The sequence below is a fragment of the Polaribacter sp. KT 15 genome (assembly GCF_900143115.1).
Taxonomy (GTDB): Bacteria; Bacteroidota; Bacteroidia; order Flavobacteriales; family Flavobacteriaceae; genus Polaribacter; species Polaribacter marinaquae.
Genome location: NZ_LT670850.1, coordinates 1,908,300 through 1,926,076, shown reverse-complemented (window position 1 = coordinate 1,926,076; position 17,777 = coordinate 1,908,300). Strand labels below are relative to the sequence as shown.

The following is a 17,777-nucleotide window of genomic DNA, read 5'->3' as shown; positions in this document are numbered from 1 at the left end:
CCATAAAAATTATAAAGAGAGCATATATTTTAATATATGCTCTCTTTTTTTTGAGGAAACTCCATAAAAAAAAGGATGTAAATAAATACATCCTTTTTTCAATTAAAATACTTTTATAATGTTACTACTTTTTAAGCTCTAATTTTTCTGCAAAATATTCACAAAAATCTCTCATTGTAGCACTCATTTTTTGATCATCTGTGGCACGTTCAAAAGTATCTGCCATAGATACCAAAGTTTGATGATAAAATTGTTTCATTTCATCAACAGGCATATCTTTTGTCCATAAATCCATACGTAATGTATCTTTCTTTTTATGATCCCAAACAGATATCATAATAGATTTAGAAGTTTCATTTTCTATGCCACCATCTTTGGCAGTCCAAGAAATTTCTTCTGGCACTTTATTTTCGTCTAAACCAACGTTAAATTTAATTTCTGAGTTATGTTTTACTGACATTATTTTCTAGGCTTATATTTAGATTTTTTATATAAATCTAATTCGTTAATTTCTAAAAGTTCTTGCAAAGATACATCATTCTGTTTCATATAAGAACGAACAATTTGCCAACCTAACCAAACACCAGCTCTACCAGGAGATAAATTATCTTGCCCCATATAAAACTTAGAAAAAGGTGCTAGTTCTAAAAAACGCTTATTCAATTTTGTATCGGTACTAAAAAGTAGTTTCTTTTCTATAAAGTACGCCCAAATTTGCTCTTCATTTTCTTTAATCCACATAAATTTATCTTCTTGATATCCTATTTTTTCGATATCAGAAACATTTGGTAAATAAAAATCTAACAAGTACATTTTTTTTCCTTCATTAATCATTTTAGCAATAAAACTTCTTTCTCTAGAAGGTAGAACTTGCCTTTTGATTATCTCGTTAGCAACATCTACAATAATATGATTTTTGGTGTTATTTGCCTTAATATAAGTTGGATAATCATTATAAAACCTGTGATTTTTGCCTAGATAAACATCTAAGGAAATAATAAGTAAACTATCTGCATAAATTACTCGACTATCATAATCTATGTTGGTTAACATGGTTACTACATTTGGCGCTTCAAATTTTGGATTGTAGTATTTTACATGCTTAAACAAAGAGGTTAGCTGACTTTTAAGCGGATTAATGTCTTTATAAATAAGTTGAGTTTCATTAAAAAGTTCTAACTCTTCTTTATTTTTCATTTTTGAAATTGAAAGACTATCTGAAATTTCTTTTGGAAAAAAATAAGGATATGTTTCTTTTAATTCTTTTAGGTTTTCCTTTTTTGATGTGTAAAAATCTACATCAAAACGCTTCACATCAAAATTAACAGTAGTGTTAGAAACATCTATTTTATTTATACTATTACTAGTATTACATGAATAAAAACTAAATAAAACCGCTAAAATCACTAGAAAAAATCTCATAAACTTTGTATATTGCTAATAGAATTATAAACGTTAAAAATACTAAAATAGTTTATCTAATGAATACAGAAAAAGTAGCAATTCATATTATTTCTTGGTTAAAAAGTTATGCTGAAAAAGCTGGTGTAAAAGGTTTTGTTGTTGGTGTTTCTGGCGGAATTGATTCTGCTTTGACATCTACACTTTGTGCTAAAACCGGCTTACCAACTTTATGCGTAGAAATGCCAATACACCAAGCAGAAAGTCAGGTTTCTAGAGCCGAAGAACATATTAAACAATTAAAAGAAAAATTTTCTAATGTTTCTGAAGTTAGAGTGAATTTAACATCTACTTTTGAAGATTTTAAAAAAGTTGTACCCAACGCAGAAAGTTCTGCTAAACTAGATTTAACTTTAGCAAATACCAGAGCAAGGTTGCGAATGACTACTTTATATTATTTTGCAGGTTTACACAGTTATTTAGTTGCCGGAACAGGAAATAAAGTTGAAGATTTTGGTGTTGGTTTCTATACTAAATATGGTGATGGAGGCGTAGATTTAAGTCCTATTGCAGATTTAATGAAATCTGAAGTCTATGATTTAGCAGCTTATCTAAATGTACCAGAATCGATTCAAAAAGCGCAACCTACAGATGGCTTGTTTGGAGATAGCAGAACCGATGAAGATCAAATTGGGGCTTCTTATGATGAATTAGAATGGGCCATGAAAATGCAAGATCTACAAAAAAATGAAGATGATTTTACAGGAAGACAAAAAGAGGTTTTTAAAATATATGAAAGGTTAAACAGAATTAATCAGCACAAAATGGTACCAATACCAGTATGTGAAATTCCAGAAAATTTGAAATAAAAAAAATCCCGTAATTAAATTGCGGGATTTTTTTTGCATTTTAGGGTAAAAATTACAGCAGATTTGCCGCAATCATCATTTTTTTAATTCTCATATACGCTCGTCTTTTAGAACCTTTAGAGATTTCGAATGGAAGAAGAATAAAAAGTTGAACAATTTTTAATAGTTGTAATACTCTTTTCATAATAAATTATTTTTCTTTAGCACGTGCAATATACAAAAATTCTATTCTGAAAAATGATACCTTAGTAGGGGAAAACACCCAATTTTACAATTTAATAACTTTAAACAACTCTATTTAACTTTTCGAACAACCTTATTTTTAGACCCGTATAGCTTTTTATTGTCTCTAAATCTATAGCGGCATCTTGACTTCCTTCTTTTATCAAGTCTTCTATTTTCTTCCCAATTAAAACTCGTCTTAAATTAAAAACAGCATCACTTACTAATTTCGGTAAAATGTCTAAAGCACCTTTAACTTCAATATTTTGACCTTCCCAATCACTTAATTGATGCTTTTCCTCATCCATAATAATAGATGTAACAGTAGAAGAAATGTCTGAGTTTTTATGGTTCACCAACGCATCTATTTCTAGTTTTTCATACTGATTTAATTGATAAATAACTTCTGTATAAATTTCTTGAAAAATAACATTTGTAAACTCTGTTTCGTCTTCTTGTAGATGCAAATATATTTCTGCAGAAACATTATTATTATATTTTCTTTGTGTTACAGTTATTCTACCCTCTTCATCCTCATTCTCAATTTCTTCTAAGAATTCAGCTTCTTCATTTCCAAATAAAAGTAAGATTCTAATAATTTCTTTTTCTAAAATAGAAAGTTGGTCTATCTTTTCTGCAGCAGTTTTACCTTTAACCAAGCCCATAGGAGCCTTTTCTTTATTTGCAAAATATTCTGCTGGTGGTTCGTTGGGATCTTGCTGAGAATTGTTTTGTTTTCTATTTATCTTATTTCTGTCTTGAATTCCTTTTTTTAATAATTGCGCTAATTCACTAAAAAGCACACGCTCAGAAATATCCATAATTCGAGCACACTCTTGCACATAAACTTCGCGTTGAATACCATCTGGAATTTTAGAAATACTTGTTACAATATCTCTAATTACACCCGCCTTTTTTACAGGATCGTTATTAGATTCTTTTAACAGCAAAGAAACTTTAAACTCTATAAAATCTTTAGACGATTCTTCTAAATAAGCTTTTAATTCTGTCGTTGAATGCGATTTTGCAAAACTATCTGGATCTTCTCCATCTGGAAACTGTACAACTTTTACATTCATACCTTGTTCTAGAATTAAATCTATACCTCTTATAGAAGCTCTAATTCCTGCCGCATCACCATCAAAAAGAACGGTAATATTTTTTGTAAGTCTATTTACAAGTCTTATTTGATCTGGTGTTAACGCTGTACCAGAAGACGCAACTACATTTTCTACACCAGATTGATGAAATGATATTACATCTGTATAACCTTCTACCAAGTAACAATTATCTTGCTTTGCAATTTCTTTTTTTGCTTGATAAAGGCCATATAAAATTTTACTCTTGTGATAAATATCGCTTTCTGGTGAATTTAAATATTTAGCTGCTTTTTTATCCGCAGTTAAAATTCTACCACCAAAACCTAAAATTCTACCAGACATAGAGTGTATAGGAAACATAACACGACCTTTAAATCTATCGAATTGTTTTGTTTCTTTAACAATAGTTAAACCTGTAGAAGCTAAATATTTAAGATCATATCCTTTTTTTAAAGCTGCTTTTGTAAAACCATCCCACTCGTCTAAACAATAACCAAGTTCAAAAGTTTTTATCGTATCATCTCTAAAACCTCTTTCTTTAAAATAAGAAAGCCCAATAGCTTTCCCTTTATTAGTATTTAATATGATATCATGAAAGTAATCTTTGGCATAAGTAGATACCATAAACATACTTTCTCTTTCGTTCATCTGAGCTTTTTCTTCTGATGTTTGCTCAGTTTCTTCAATTTCTATATTATATTTTTTTGCGAGCCATTTAATAGCTTCTGGATACGAGTAATGCTCGTGTTCCATTAAAAATGATATAGCATTTCCTCCTTTTCCAGTAGAAAAATCTTTCCAGATTTGCTTTACAGGAGAAACCATAAAAGATGGTGATTTTTCATCTACAAACGGACTTAATCCTTTAAAATTACTTCCTGATTTTTTTAGCTGAACAAACTCACCAATAACCTCTTCTACTCTTGCAGATTCAAAAACGCGGTCTATGGTACTTCTAGAAATCATTTCTTTTAATTAATTAGTGTAACAAATATAATAAGAAGTTATTCTTATAAAAAAGAGATCTCACAAGTTTAAAATAACTTGTGAGATCTTAAGTCTAAAACAATATTTTTTAAGAAGCTGCTCTTAACTTTTTTAATGTTGTATTTGTCAATTTTGCTTCTGCGTACTCTTTTGTAACATTAAATTCTTTATCGTCTGAACTTGGTAACTCAAACATTGCATCTGTAAAGATAGCTTCACATAAAGAACGTAATCCTCTAGCACCTAATTTATACTCCACAGCCTTTTCTACAATGTAATTTAAGGCATCTTCTTCTATTGTAAAAGATACATCATCCATCGTAAAAAGCTTAGAATATTGCTTAATGATAGAGTTTTTTGGCTCAGTTAAAATTGCTCTTAACGTTTTTGCATCTAAAGGATTCATATAACTTAATACCGGTAAACGACCAATAATTTCTGGTATTAAACCAAAAGATTTTAAATCTGAAGGAATAATGTATTGTAATAAGTTTTCTTCATCTACTTTGTCTTCATCTAAAGAAGCTCCAAAACCAACAGCTTGCATATTTAAACGCTTGCTAATTATTCTTTCTATTCCAGAAAAAGCTCCACCAGCAATAAATAAAATTTCTTTAGTATTTACTTCTATAAATTTTTGCTCCGGATGTTTTCTACCTCCTTTTGGCGCTACATTTACAACTGTACCTTCTAATAATTTAAGTAATGCTTGTTGTACCCCTTCCCCAGAAACATCTCTTGTAATTGATGGATTATCACCTTTTCTAGCAATTTTATCTATTTCATCAATAAAAACGATACCTCTTTGGGCTTTATCTACATCGTAATCTGCCGCTTGCAATAGTCTACTTAAAATACTTTCTACATCTTCACCAACATAACCCGCTTGCGTTAAAACTGTTGCATCTACTATAGAAAATGGAACATTTAACATTTTGGCAATTGTTTTTGCAACCAATGTTTTACCTGTACCGGTTTCTCCTACTAAAACAATATTAGATTTTTCTATTTCTACCTCATCTTCATCATCTTTGGTTTGTAATAATCTTTTGTAGTGATTATAAACCGCAACAGACATAGAACGTTTAGTTTCATCTTGACCAATTATATATTGATCTAAAAACTGTTTAATTTCTAAAGGTTTTTTTAATGTTAAATCTTTAGAAAGTCCGCTAGATTTTGCTTCAGTAATTTCTTCTTCTACAATACCATGAGCTTGTTCTATACATTTATCACAAATGTGCGCATCCATACCTGCAATTAACAAGTCTGTTTCTGCTTTTTTTCGTCCGCAAAACGAACACTCTAAGTTTTCTTCTTTCGACATTATATCAGCTTTTGATTCAGCTTAAAAATAAGCTGAAATTCTTTATACTTTTCTTGCTAAAACTTCATCAATCATTCCGTAAGCTTTCGCTTCATCCGCTTTCATCCAATAATCTCTATCAGAATCGTTGTGAACTTTTTCAATTGTTTGTCCAGAATGGTTTGCAATAATTGCATACAATTCGTCTTTTAATTTTAAGATTTCTCTTGCAGTAATCTCAATATCAGATGCTTGCCCTTGAGCACCACCTAAAGGTTGATGAATCATAATTCTAGAATGAGGTAACGCAGAACGTTTACCTTCTTGACCTGCACACATTAAAACGGCTCCCATAGAAGCTGCCATACCTGTACAAATTGTAGCAACATCTGGTTTTATAAACTGCATTGTATCATAAATACCTAAACCTGCATAAACACCTCCACCTGGTGAGTTTATATAAATTGAAATATCTTTATTAGCGTCTACACTTTCTAAAAATAATAATTGTGCTTGTATAATATTTGCAACTTGATCATTAATACCAGTTCCTAAAAAGATAATTCTATCCATCATTAAACGAGAAAAAACATCCATTTGAGTAATATTCATTTGGCGTTCTTCCATGATATATGGAGTTAAACTACTTGTAATTTTTGTATAATTTGTACTGCTTATTCCGTGGTGTTTTGTTGCGTATTTTTCGAACTCTTTTCCGTAATCCATTTTCGTGATTTTGTTTTAAGTTTAATACTGTAAATATAAGAACTATTTCTTACTCTTTTGCTTTGCGTTAGTTGCTAAAAAAACCCGAATAAAATAATTCAGGTTTTTTGTATATAATTATGCTATAATTTAAATCTTAAAGTAAGATTCAAATGAGGTATAAGCTATTATTTGTATGCTTCTTTTACAAACTCTTCGTAAGAAAGTTCTTTTGTCTTAAAAGTCATGTTTTCTTTATAAAAAGCTAACAATTTCTGACTAATTAATTGTGTTTGTAATTTTTGTGCTTCTTCTTGGTTTTGTAAAATTCTACCAGCAATTTCATCCAATTCTTTTTCTTCTGGATTCATGTTACCAAATTGAGCCATTTGCGTACGGATAAATCCTTTTGCATAGTCTACCAATTCTGCATAGTCTAATTTAATGTCGTTATCTTTCATAATCTTACCTTCGATTAATTGATAACGTAAACCTTTTTCTGATTTTTCGTATTCTGCTGCAGCTTCTTCTTCTGTTAAAGGTTTTTCACCTGCAGTTGCTAACCATTTCTTTAAGAAATCTGCTGGTAAATCGAATTTAGTATTTTCGATTAAGTGCTCTATTACAGAATTTAATAAATGTTGATCTGACTGTTGTAAGAATTGTTTTTCTGCGTCTTCTTTAATTTTTTCTCTTAATTCTGTTACAGAAGAAACACTACCGTCTGCAAACAATTTATCAAACAATTCTTTGTCTAAATCTGCTGGTTCTGTTTTAGTAATTTCTTCTACAGTTAAAGTTACTTTAATATCTAAATCTTTAATTTCATCTGCAGAAACACCTAAAATATGTTGCAACTTATTGTTGTCTTCGAATAATTTTTTAGTTTCTAATTCGATTACATCACCAACTTTAGCACCTATAACTTTCTTTTCGTTTTTCTTTCCTTTAAGATCGTTTACTAAGAAAGTACTCTTTTTTTCGATTCCTTTTTCTTCGTTTACAAAAGTACCAGTTACATTAGAGTGCTCTGTTGCTTCTTCTAACGTAGACATTTTACCATATCTAGTCTGAATGTTTTTTACCTCTTCATCTAATAAATCTTCTGTTGCAACAATGTTGTATTGATTAATCTTTTTCTTAGATTTTAAATCAACATCAAATTCTGGTGCTAAACCTAATTCGAATTCAAAAGAAAAAGTTTCTGCATCCCAGTTGAAATCGTCTTGTACTCTTGGTAAAGGATTACCTAAAATATCTAACTTTTCTTCTGTTAAGAATTTATTTAAAGATTCTTGTAAAAGCTTGTTAACCTCATCTACCATAATAGATTGACCATATTGCTTTTTTATCATACCCATTGGCACGTGTCCTTTTCTAAAACCAGGAACATCTGCTTTTTTACGGTAATCTGATAAGATATTATCTACTTTTGCCTGATAATCTTCTGCAACAATATCAACTTTTACAACTGCGTTTAACGCATCTATGTTTTCTTTTGTAATATTCATTTATTTGTTCTTTTATCTTGAAAAAATCGAGTGCAAAATTAATTATTTTTTTTTACTTAACAAGTATTTAAGTACTTCTATTTCAGTAGAAAAAAATTAAAATTACCTCTATAACTTATTATGTATTAATTTTTATTGTTGTCTTTTAATAAAGAAAATAATGCCGATCTAAAAATGGATAGTAAAATACTGAATAACAAGGCCGAAAAGAACCCAGAAACAGCAAAACCAGACACTAACTTATCTGCAAGTAAAATTATTATGGCGTTAATTACAAAAATAAACAAGCCAAAAGTTACAAGTGTGGCCGGTAAAGTAAAGAAAATTAACAATGGTCTAACCACCATATTTAACAACGCAATAACTGCGGCTACTATTATTGCAGACACGTAACCAGAAACCTCTACTCCTGGTAAAATATTTGCTAGCACTATTACAGCTAAAGCGGTTAGTAAAATTTTTAAAAATGTTTTCATCTAATGATTTTATATTATCAAAATAGCGAAAACTATACCAAATGTAAAAGACTGCTTTTTTGTCAGTAAAAAGTAAAATTTATACTTATTTACTTTTTTGCAACTCTGTAGCTTTTCTTTCTAATTCTGCCTGAAACTCTTCCATTACAGGCTTTACAGTACTTTCTGGAATATCAGAAACCTTAATATACATTAAACCATCTACAGCATTATTAAACTTAGGATCTACATTAAAAGCAACCAAACGTGCATTTTGCTTAACATACTTTTTAATTAAAACAGGTATTCTTAAAGCACCTGGTTCTATCTCATCTATAATTTTATCAAATTTTTGCATATCAGATTTTGTTGCATCAAAAACAAAATCTTTATCACCATCTTTTAATTTAACCTTGTATTCTTTCTTCGGATAAATATATTGTGCAATGTAAGGATCGTAATAATGAGATTTCATAAACTCTATCATTAACGATTTTGAAAAATCTGAAAACTGATTGCTAATAGAAACTCCGCCCATTAAATATTTATACTCTGGATGACGCAAGGTAACATGTACAATTCCTTTCCATAATAAAAATAACGGCATTGGTTTTTGCTGATATTCGCCAATAATAAAAGCTCTACCCATTTCGATGGTATTTTCCATCATTTGATGCAGTTCTGGCTCTACTCTAAATAAGGTCTGAACGTAAAAACCGTTAATTCCGTACTTTTTATAAATTTCTTTACCAAGACCCATTCTATATGCGCCAACCAAAACATTTGCTTCTCTATCCCATAAAATTAAGTGATGATAATACCTATCATATTTATCTAAGTCGATAGATTTATTTGTTCCTTCACCAACAGCTCTAAAAGTTATTTCGCGTAATCTACCAATTTCATGTAACAAATTAGGTATTTCTTTTGCACTTGCAAAAAACACTTCGTAGTTTTTACTTTCTAATAATCTACCGCCATTATCTCTAATAGCATTTACTTCTTTTACAAAAAGATCTGTGCTTCTTTGTGCTGTTATTTTTTTTGCTGGCTTTTTAATTTTGATATTCTGTGCAGAAATTAACTTGTGCGCTTTTTCAAAAGGGTTCGCCAACATGTAGGTTTTCTTCCTTATAAATTCATAAAACGCTGGTATTTCTTTAAACTCGTTTTGATCTTTTACAGAAATCGGTTTTCCTATTCTAACTTTTACAACTCTACCACCTTGATTCATTACTTCCGAAGGTAATTTTGCTGTTCTTAGCGTATCAGATATTTTAGATAGAAAGTAAAATAATCTACTATTTTTTGCATGAAAATAAATCGGAATAACTGGTACGTTTGCTTTTTTAATCAATCTAACAGCACCTTCTTCCCATGGTTTATCTACATTTAACTTACCATCTTTGTAGGTAGAAACTTCTCCTGCAGGAAAAATCCCCAATGGCTTTCCTTCTTTTAAATGCAATAAAGCACTTTTAATTCCGGCAACGCTAGATTTTGCATCCTTTCTAGTTTCAAAAGGATTAACAGGCATTACGTAAGGTTTTAATGGCTCTACTCGATGCAATAAAAAATTAGCGATAATTTTGTAATCTGCTCTTTTTTCGATTAATAGTTTTAATAGTAAAACACCATCAATACCGCCTAAAGGATGATTTGAAACAGTTATAAACGGCCCATCTTTAGGTATACGTTTTAAATCCTCTTCCGGAATTTCGAATTTTATATTACAATCATCTAAAATTCCGTTTAAAAAATCTAAATCAGATTTATTTTTGTTCTTATCGTAGATTTTATTGATAGCAGAAATGCGCAGAATTCTTAACAGAATCCAACCAATAAAAGTTCCTAAAAAGCCAAATTTTTGTAAACCAATTACTTGCGCAATTTCTTTAGATGTTACTAATGCCATAAATTATAATTAAAGCGAACTGCAAACATACTAAAAAAACAGATATTGTCTTATTAATTTGTTGCCAAAACAATTTGTATAGTCTCTTTGTTTACCTGTGTTAATAAAGAGGATCCTTTTTCTTCTATACTTGCAACGGCTTTATCATCAAAATGACGCACGGTAAATAAATCTACGCCTTTTTGAACATCAATTTTAAACTCGTTTTTAAGTTCATTGTAAAACGCCTCGAAGCCTTTAAATTTATTATCAATACAAACAGAAAAACTAATTGCAGAGTTTTGTATTAAATTAACTTTTAATTGATAATCGTGTAATTTCTTAAATATATAACTAATGTTATTTTCTACCATAAAAGAAAAATCTAATGCCGAAATAGAAACTAAAATCTGATCTTTCTTAACAATAAAACATGGTATTAATGGTTCTAAATTAGATCCTTTAGAAATTCTGGTTCCAGCTTCTTTAGGGTTTACAAAAGAACGCACCAATAACGGAATTTCTTTTCTTTCTAATGGCTGTAATGTTTTTGGATGAATTACAGATGCACCATAAAATGCCATTTCTATAGCTTCTTCATAAGAAATTTGTTTTAACAAAGTTGTTTCTTCAAAAACTCTTGGGTCGGCATTTAAAACTCCTGGTACATCTTTCCAGATAGTTACATTTTCTGCATTTAAACAATAAGCAAAAATTCCTGCAGTATAATCAGAACCTTCTCTACCTAAAGTTGTTGTGTTTTCGGTATCATTTGCGGCTATAAAACCTTGTGTTATGTTTAATTTGGTAGCATCTACTTTTTCAGTAATAATTTGTTGCGTCAAAGTCCAATCTACTTTAGCATCTCTATAATTACTATCTGTTTTAATATAATTTCTAACGTCAAACCAATTATTCTGAATTCCAACTTTTGTTAGATAAGCACTTACAATTTTTGTTGATAAAAGCTCTCCGAAACAAATAATTTGATCGTACACATAATTATACCTTTGTGATGTATTTCTGGCTAAAAACCAACTTAACTCACCTAATAAAATGTCTATTTCTTTAAAAATAGCATCATCTTTATCAAATAAATCAGACATTAAATTTTTATGAAAATCTTCTATAACTCCTAAGTTTTCAGATAATTTATCTGTTTTATTATAGTAAGCTTCTATAACCTCTTCAAAAGCATTTGTAATCTTACCCATTGCAGAAATTACCACTAATGTATTTTCTGTTCCTTCGTTTTGTAAAATACTTGTTATATTTTTTACACTTGCGGCATCTTTTACAGAAGCTCCTCCAAATTTAAAAATCTTCATTACTAATTATTTTGAATAAATTTTGCTAAATTTTCTTTGTTCATTTGTACTACAGACCAATCATTTAAATAAGTAGCACCTGTGCTTTTGTAGAAATCGATGGCATTTTTGTTCCAATCAATTACTTCCCAAGCAACTCTATTAAAATTATTATCAAACGCATATTTTAAAACTGCTTTATAAAGTGCTTTACCTGCGCCTATTTTTTGCTTGCTTTTAGTTACAATCAAATCTTCTAAATGTATTGTTCTTCCTTTCCAAGTAGAATATCGTTCGTAAAACAACGCAATACCGATGATAGTATTTTCTTGTTCTGCCACATAAATCTTAAATTTAGGATCTTTAGAAAAACCATCATTAATTAAATCTTCTACAGTTATCTCTACTGCATCTGGTTCTTTTTCAAAAACAGCCAATTCTGTAATTAAATCTAATACAGCTTGCATGTCTCCTTCTTGTCCTAATCTTATTTTAAAGTCCATGTTTCTAATTTTTTGTCAAAGATAGTCCTTTCGTTTTCGCTTAAAAATAATTAAATATTTTGCACAGTTATTTTCGATTTGTTTAAATTTTAAAATAATAAATAGTTAATATGCAAAAAACAAGTAAGATTTTTACCAAAAAAAAGCTGTACGAAAACGGTGTAGTTGTCTAAATTTTAGCATCTTTGTAACATTAACTATACACAACAACATGTTACCAAAAAAACAGACTTTAGGAGAATTTATTATTGAAAATCAGCACGCTTTTAAATACAGTTCTGGCGAACTATCTAGTTTATTAAACTCAATTAGATTAGCTGCAAAAGTTGTAAATCACGAAGTAAATAAAGCTGGTTTGGTAGATATTATTGGTGCTCACGGAGATACAAACATTCAAGGTGAAGATCAACAAAAATTAGATGTTTATGCAAATGATAAATTTATACAAACACTAACTAGAAGAAATATTGTTTGTGGCATTGCCAGTGAAGAAGAAGACAGTTTTATCTCTATAAATAGTATCGACGAGAACAATCAAAATAAATATGTTGTATTAATAGACCCTTTAGATGGCTCTTCTAATATTGATGTAAACGTTTCTGTAGGAACAATTTTTTCTATTTACAGAAGAGTTACACCAACAGGAAGCCCAGTACAACTAGAAGATTTTTTACAAAAAGGTGTTGAGCAAGTTGCAGCTGGTTACGTGGTTTATGGTACATCTACAATGCTAGTTTATACAACCGGAGATGGTGTAAATGGTTTTACATTAAACCCAGCAATTGGTACATTTTATTTATCGCACCCAAATATGACGTTTCCAGAAGATGGAAACATCTATTCTGTTAACGAAGGAAATTATTTCGATTTTCCAGAAGGTGTAAAAAAATATATAAAATACTGTCAAGAAGAAGAAGGAGAAAGACCTTACACAAGTAGATATATCGGTTCTTTGGTTTCAGATTTTCATAGAAATATGATAAAAGGAGGTATTTACATGTACCCAAAAGGTTCTAGAAATCCGAACGGAAAATTACGCTTACTTTACGAATGTAATCCTATGGCTTTTTTAGCGGAACAAGCAAATGGCTATGCTTCTGACGGTTACACTAGAACCATGGAAGTAGAACCAACAGAATTACACCAAAGAGTACCTTTTGTTTGTGGAAGTAAAAATATGGTAAACAAATTAGAGGAATTTATGCAGAAATACGGCGAATAAATCTTATTTATACTATTATAAGTTAACAAAAGGCTAATATTTTGTTCAACTGCATCATATTGAGTAAATTTACAGTATTAAAATAATACGAACTTTAAAACTTAAAAAAATGGCTTTTCAATTACCAGAATTAGGATATGCATACGATGCTTTAGAACCTAATATAGATGCTAGAACTATGGAAATTCACCATACAAAACATCACAACGGATATACAACAAAATTAAACGGAGCAATAGAAGGAACTGATTTAGAAGGAAAATCTATCGAAGATATTCTTGCTAATTTAGATATGAGTAATGGCGCTGTAAGAAATAACGGTGGTGGATTTTACAATCACTCTTTATTTTGGACAGTAATGAACCCAAACGATAGAGGTTATTTATCTGGAGATTTAAAAGACGCTATTGAAAGCGCTTTCGGATCTAAAGAAGCATTTATCGACGCTTTTTCTAAAGCAGCAGCTACTCAGTTTGGTTCTGGTTGGGCATGGTTATGTGTTTTACCTGGTGGTAAAGTAGAAGTTTGTTCTACACCTAACCAAGACAACCCATTAATGCCAGGTGTAAACTGCGAAGGAACTCCTATTTTAGGATTGGATGTTTGGGAACATGCATATTACTTAAACTACCAAAACAGAAGACCAGATTATATTAATGCATTTTTTAATGTAATTAACTGGAACGAAGTTGAGCGTAGATATGCTGCAGCAAAATAAATAGAAATCTTACTTAAGATAAAAAAAGCATCCTTTTTAAGGATGCTTTTTTAGTTTATATAATAAGGATTTAATCAATAATAATCTTTTTATTGAACAATCCCTTTTCTGTCTTAATAACTAAAATATATACCGCTTTAGACAGTTTGTTTAATTTAAAGTTTAACTCACTTTCATTACTATTTATATCCTGATTAAAAACTTCAGCTCCCAAAATATTAAACAACTTTACAGTTTCTATCTGATAATTAGATGTATTTTTAATTAAAAACTCGCCATTATCACCTCCTTGAATACTTAATAAAAATTCATCCTCTTTAAAATCTTCATTAGTTAATGTTTTATCTGTAAAAGTGATAAAAAACCTATCATCATAAGTACCCGATGCTAAATTTAGAGATTTTGGAGCTTCATCTAAATTATAGAATTTATTTAAAACTCTATCATTTAAATACACAGGTGTGTTAATTTTTATCTTTTCACTTATAGAAAAAGTAACTTCTCGATCTTGATCTAACTGAACTACCATCGGTATTTCTAAAGATTCGTCAAAATTAAACGTACCAGTAATAATATAAGGACTAGTAGAACCCTTAACTTTTAAATACAAATCTGTTGGTTGCAAGCCCCACATAACTGCATCGAAACCAATATCATACTCATCTGTTAAACCTCTAAACACTGTTGCTACTGTTCGGGTTCTAACTTCACTTTCAGATAAATTAAATTTAAAATCAATCTTTATGGTTGAAAAATCTCTAGTGCTTTTTTGTTTTGATGATGTTTTAGCAACTATTACACCAGTATCAGATAAATCATTTAAGGTTCTTTGTGAATTTTTAAAAACTAAAGTACCAGAACCTGGTGTTTCTTTTGTCACAAAAAATGCCTGCCCAATCGGTAAATATCTTCCTCCACCGACTGTTACCCCGCTAACAATAGTATTATAAGTTCCAGAATAATCTCCTCTAACATGAGTATTATCAGAAGAACCGTTATAAATATAAATTACACCATTAAATTCTGATGAATTATCACTTATAAATGCTTCTGCATCTAGTGCAGAAGGATACGGGTTACCTATTAAATTAAATTTATTTTGATCTAATGTAAAAGAATAATCTCCATCGTTTGGTGTACCAGAAAAAGTAAATGTAGCACCAACACTTTTCATATTCCACCCTTCTCCTGGAAGAAAAATAGGATCTGTTGGATCTACAAATCTTGTCCAATCACTAGCATTTACAAACTTAGCCAACCACCTAGAACTAATACTTATAGGCTCTGATGACGAATCTCCATCAAAATTAGGAGTAAAATTAATGTCAGCAGCTTCACCAACAGTTGGAGTTGCAGATGTAGCTACATTTGTTCCATCTTTTAAAACATCGTTTATTGAAAAAGGAGTGCCTGGTGTTGTACCAGAGTTTCTTACTGGAGATGACCAATAACCAGATTGATATACAGATGAGCTTGTTGCAGTTTGATCTACGAAAAGTTTACCTGACCCTGAGTTTAAATTATTACCAGTTGTATGAGTTTGTACTAATTGAGAACTACCAACTAATCTTAGTTCACCGTTATTTAAAATACCATTTTTAACTTTTAGTAACACGCCAGAATTAACAGATAAAATTCCTCCGTTTTCAATCTCAATCTCTCTAACAACAGCATCCTCGGTTAAAGTTAGCGAACCATTAGAAGTGCTTTTTACCAACAATTTAAAACAGCCATCTGTTAAATCTGGCACATTTGTAGTGGCAGAACCATTATAGTATTGCGTATCATCAACAACTATTAAATCTTGGTATTCTACAGCAAAATAATCATTATTAGAAAAAACCACGTTGTTAGCTTGATATAAACCACCACCAATGTCTGCTAAATCATAAGTAGATGTTGGTGATAATAAATCACTGTCATTATCTATAACTAATTTAAGTATAGCACAATCTTCTTTACTAGAAATATCTACGGATGATAAATCTAATATAAAACTAACGTCACCAACATCATTTCTTTTACTAATTCGCCATTTAGTAGAAGTTCTTTGTTGATAATTATCTTCATTTGTTTCAAAAACGATATCCTCTTTATTATCTCTACCCCAAAATAAAAACTCATCATTTGCAAGACTACTTGGGTTATAAATCCTAACAATTCCTGTTCCTTGAGAATCTACATGATTAGAACCATCTGTTGCTTGACCAATACCCGCAACATCATGATCAAAATTACCAGCAGATGAATCATCTTCATCGTAAAAATTATTTGAATTTAAGGTAATATTATATTTTGCCGACAAATAATTACTTACAATAATTCTTTCTGCTTCATTAATATATTTATTATACATAATTACCTCTGCAAAATCTCCTTGATGCGCTTGTGAAGCTACATAATCACCATCATTTCCTCCTGCTCCATCATCTTCACTATCTTGTTCACCAGCCAAAGCTAAAGAACCGCCAGAAGTTATAATTCTACCACTAGGAAAATTAATATTTCTATCAGTTCCGTTAAGAGATGTATTTGCCGTTCCAGAAGTTTGCCATCTATAACCAACAACATTCCAGTTTGCAGTGCTTACATTTAAGCCAGAACCCCTTGCCTGATTAGTAACATACATAGACAAATTATTGCTATTAAATAATAGAAAATCGTTATTAAGAGCAGATGATGACGCATAAGATAACACTCCGTCACCTCCTTCATTTGCATTTTCAGTTTTATTTACATAGAAGCCAGAAATTGCTGTTGTTGGAAAGTTTGTGAAGTTAGTTTTTCTCAAACGCCTATTAGATTCTTCGAACCTAACTGCATCATAGCCGTTAACAATATTTTTCTTAATTATAGGCTGAAAAGTAACATCTTCTTGAGTTAAAGTTGAATTATAACCCGATAAATCTGACCAAGAAGCAAAAGGAGCATTGTCATTTTCAGAAATATCATCTGGGTTTGTCCATAGCACAAGACTAGAAGTACCATCAATACTACCTACACCGCCGGGACCTAAATATCCTTCTGCTACAGGAGGTGGTGCTGTATAATTAACAGTAATTGTCCAACTATTATTATCAACCTTATTTTCATTAACACTACAGCCAGTTACTGTACCTTCCCAAATTACTCTTAAAACATCCATTTGAAAAGTCAAAACCCCTGTAACACTTACGCCATTTGCTATTGTTAAACCAGATCGAGCGTAAGATAATGTTCCTGGGCTATCTCCAATACCTGCAGTATAATTGTTCTCGCTTACAGCACCTTCAACATAAATTAATCTAGATCTTTGGTCTGACATCCAACCTTGAACACGTGCCGTCATTTGATAAACAACATCTACACTCGTAACAATAGATCCTGGCGGTACAATAACTTGCAACTCTGACAACGGAGCACATTGACTAGAATCCTCAAAACCTGTCGGAATATCTCCTGAACTGTACGTTGCAGTTGAAGTTTGAGCACTTAAAATAGCACCATAAAAAAGATAAAAAATAAAAATTATTCTTTTTGCTTGTTTTAACATCTTTAAAATTTTTTAAACTTGTTAACACATTACATAAGGTAATTC

Annotated in this window: 14 protein-coding genes; 3 read left to right on the top strand and 11 right to left on the bottom strand. The window is 30.5% G+C overall.

Annotated elements, in window-relative coordinates; all coding sequences use genetic code 11:
* Positions 1-124: 124 nt before the first annotated feature.
* The gene (gene gldC, locus B5464_RS08685) at positions 125-460 is read right to left on the bottom strand and encodes a gliding motility protein GldC (protein ID WP_077810996.1); all 336 of its coding nucleotides are present in this window, start codon (positions 458-460) and stop codon (positions 125-127) included.
* Positions 460-1,422 (bottom strand): gliding motility lipoprotein GldB, encoded by a 963-nt coding sequence (gene gldB, locus B5464_RS08680; protein ID WP_079738048.1) that lies wholly within the window; start codon positions 1,420-1,422, stop codon positions 460-462. Before gldB ends, gldC begins: the two co-directional genes overlap by 1 nt.
* A 59-nt stretch (positions 1,423-1,481) precedes the next feature.
* Here gldB and nadE point away from each other — a divergent pair, with 59 nt between their 5' ends.
* Complete coding sequence (nadE, locus tag B5464_RS08675) at positions 1,482-2,270, top strand: NAD(+) synthase (RefSeq protein ID WP_079738047.1); 789 nt, start codon at positions 1,482-1,484, stop codon at positions 2,268-2,270.
* A gap of 284 nt (positions 2,271-2,554) precedes the next feature.
* Here nadE and dnaG read toward each other — a convergent pair whose 3' ends face one another.
* The 8 genes from dnaG to B5464_RS08635 all read right to left on the bottom strand — a co-directional run bounded on the left by dnaG (position 2,555) and on the right by B5464_RS08635 (position 12,260).
* The gene (gene dnaG / locus B5464_RS08670; RefSeq protein WP_079738046.1) at positions 2,555-4,558 is read right to left on the bottom strand and encodes a DNA primase; all 2,004 of its coding nucleotides are present in this window, start codon (positions 4,556-4,558) and stop codon (positions 2,555-2,557) included.
* 109 nt (positions 4,559-4,667) lie between these two features.
* A complete protein-coding gene (clpX, locus tag B5464_RS08665; RefSeq protein WP_079738045.1) occupies positions 4,668-5,906 on the bottom strand; it encodes an ATP-dependent Clp protease ATP-binding subunit ClpX in 1,239 nt (412 codons plus the stop codon).
* 42 nt (positions 5,907-5,948) lie between these two features.
* The gene (gene clpP / locus B5464_RS08660) at positions 5,949-6,611 is read right to left on the bottom strand and encodes an ATP-dependent Clp endopeptidase proteolytic subunit ClpP (RefSeq protein ID WP_077810991.1); all 663 of its coding nucleotides are present in this window, start codon (positions 6,609-6,611) and stop codon (positions 5,949-5,951) included.
* Positions 6,612-6,778: 167 nt separating this feature from the next.
* The gene (gene tig / locus B5464_RS08655) at positions 6,779-8,101 is read right to left on the bottom strand and encodes a trigger factor (protein ID WP_079738044.1); all 1,323 of its coding nucleotides are present in this window, start codon (positions 8,099-8,101) and stop codon (positions 6,779-6,781) included.
* Positions 8,102-8,226: 125 nt separating this feature from the next.
* Positions 8,227-8,577: a phage holin family protein gene (locus B5464_RS08650; RefSeq protein ID WP_079738043.1), complete on the bottom strand. Its 351-nt coding sequence runs from the start codon at positions 8,575-8,577 to the stop codon at positions 8,227-8,229.
* A gap of 85 nt (positions 8,578-8,662) precedes the next feature.
* The gene (locus B5464_RS08645; RefSeq protein ID WP_079738042.1) at positions 8,663-10,471 is read right to left on the bottom strand and encodes a lysophospholipid acyltransferase family protein; all 1,809 of its coding nucleotides are present in this window, start codon (positions 10,469-10,471) and stop codon (positions 8,663-8,665) included.
* 53 nt (positions 10,472-10,524) lie between these two features.
* Positions 10,525-11,778 (bottom strand): aspartate kinase, encoded by a 1,254-nt coding sequence (locus B5464_RS08640; RefSeq protein WP_079738041.1) that lies wholly within the window; start codon positions 11,776-11,778, stop codon positions 10,525-10,527.
* A 2-nt stretch (positions 11,779-11,780) separates the two neighbouring features.
* The gene (locus B5464_RS08635; RefSeq protein ID WP_079738040.1) at positions 11,781-12,260 is read right to left on the bottom strand and encodes a GNAT family N-acetyltransferase; all 480 of its coding nucleotides are present in this window, start codon (positions 12,258-12,260) and stop codon (positions 11,781-11,783) included.
* Positions 12,261-12,471: 211 nt separating this feature from the next.
* On the opposite strand from B5464_RS08635, the gene fbp reads away from it, so the two are divergent.
* Together fbp and B5464_RS08625 are read left to right on the top strand one after the other, a co-directional pair.
* Positions 12,472-13,482 carry a class 1 fructose-bisphosphatase gene (gene fbp / locus B5464_RS08630; protein ID WP_077810985.1) on the top strand — a complete coding sequence of 337 codons (1,011 nt, stop codon included), beginning with the start codon at positions 12,472-12,474 and terminating at the stop codon, positions 13,480-13,482.
* 109 nt (positions 13,483-13,591) lie between these two features.
* Positions 13,592-14,200, top strand: a complete 609-nt coding sequence (locus B5464_RS08625; protein WP_079738039.1) for a superoxide dismutase — start codon at positions 13,592-13,594, stop codon at positions 14,198-14,200.
* Between the two features lie 70 nt (positions 14,201-14,270).
* Here the strand turns inward: B5464_RS08625 and B5464_RS08620 are convergent, their stop codons facing one another.
* Positions 14,271-17,732 carry a T9SS type A sorting domain-containing protein gene (locus B5464_RS08620; protein WP_079738038.1) on the bottom strand — a complete coding sequence of 1,154 codons (3,462 nt, stop codon included), beginning with the start codon at positions 17,730-17,732 and terminating at the stop codon, positions 14,271-14,273.
* Positions 17,733-17,777 lie beyond the last annotated feature (45 nt).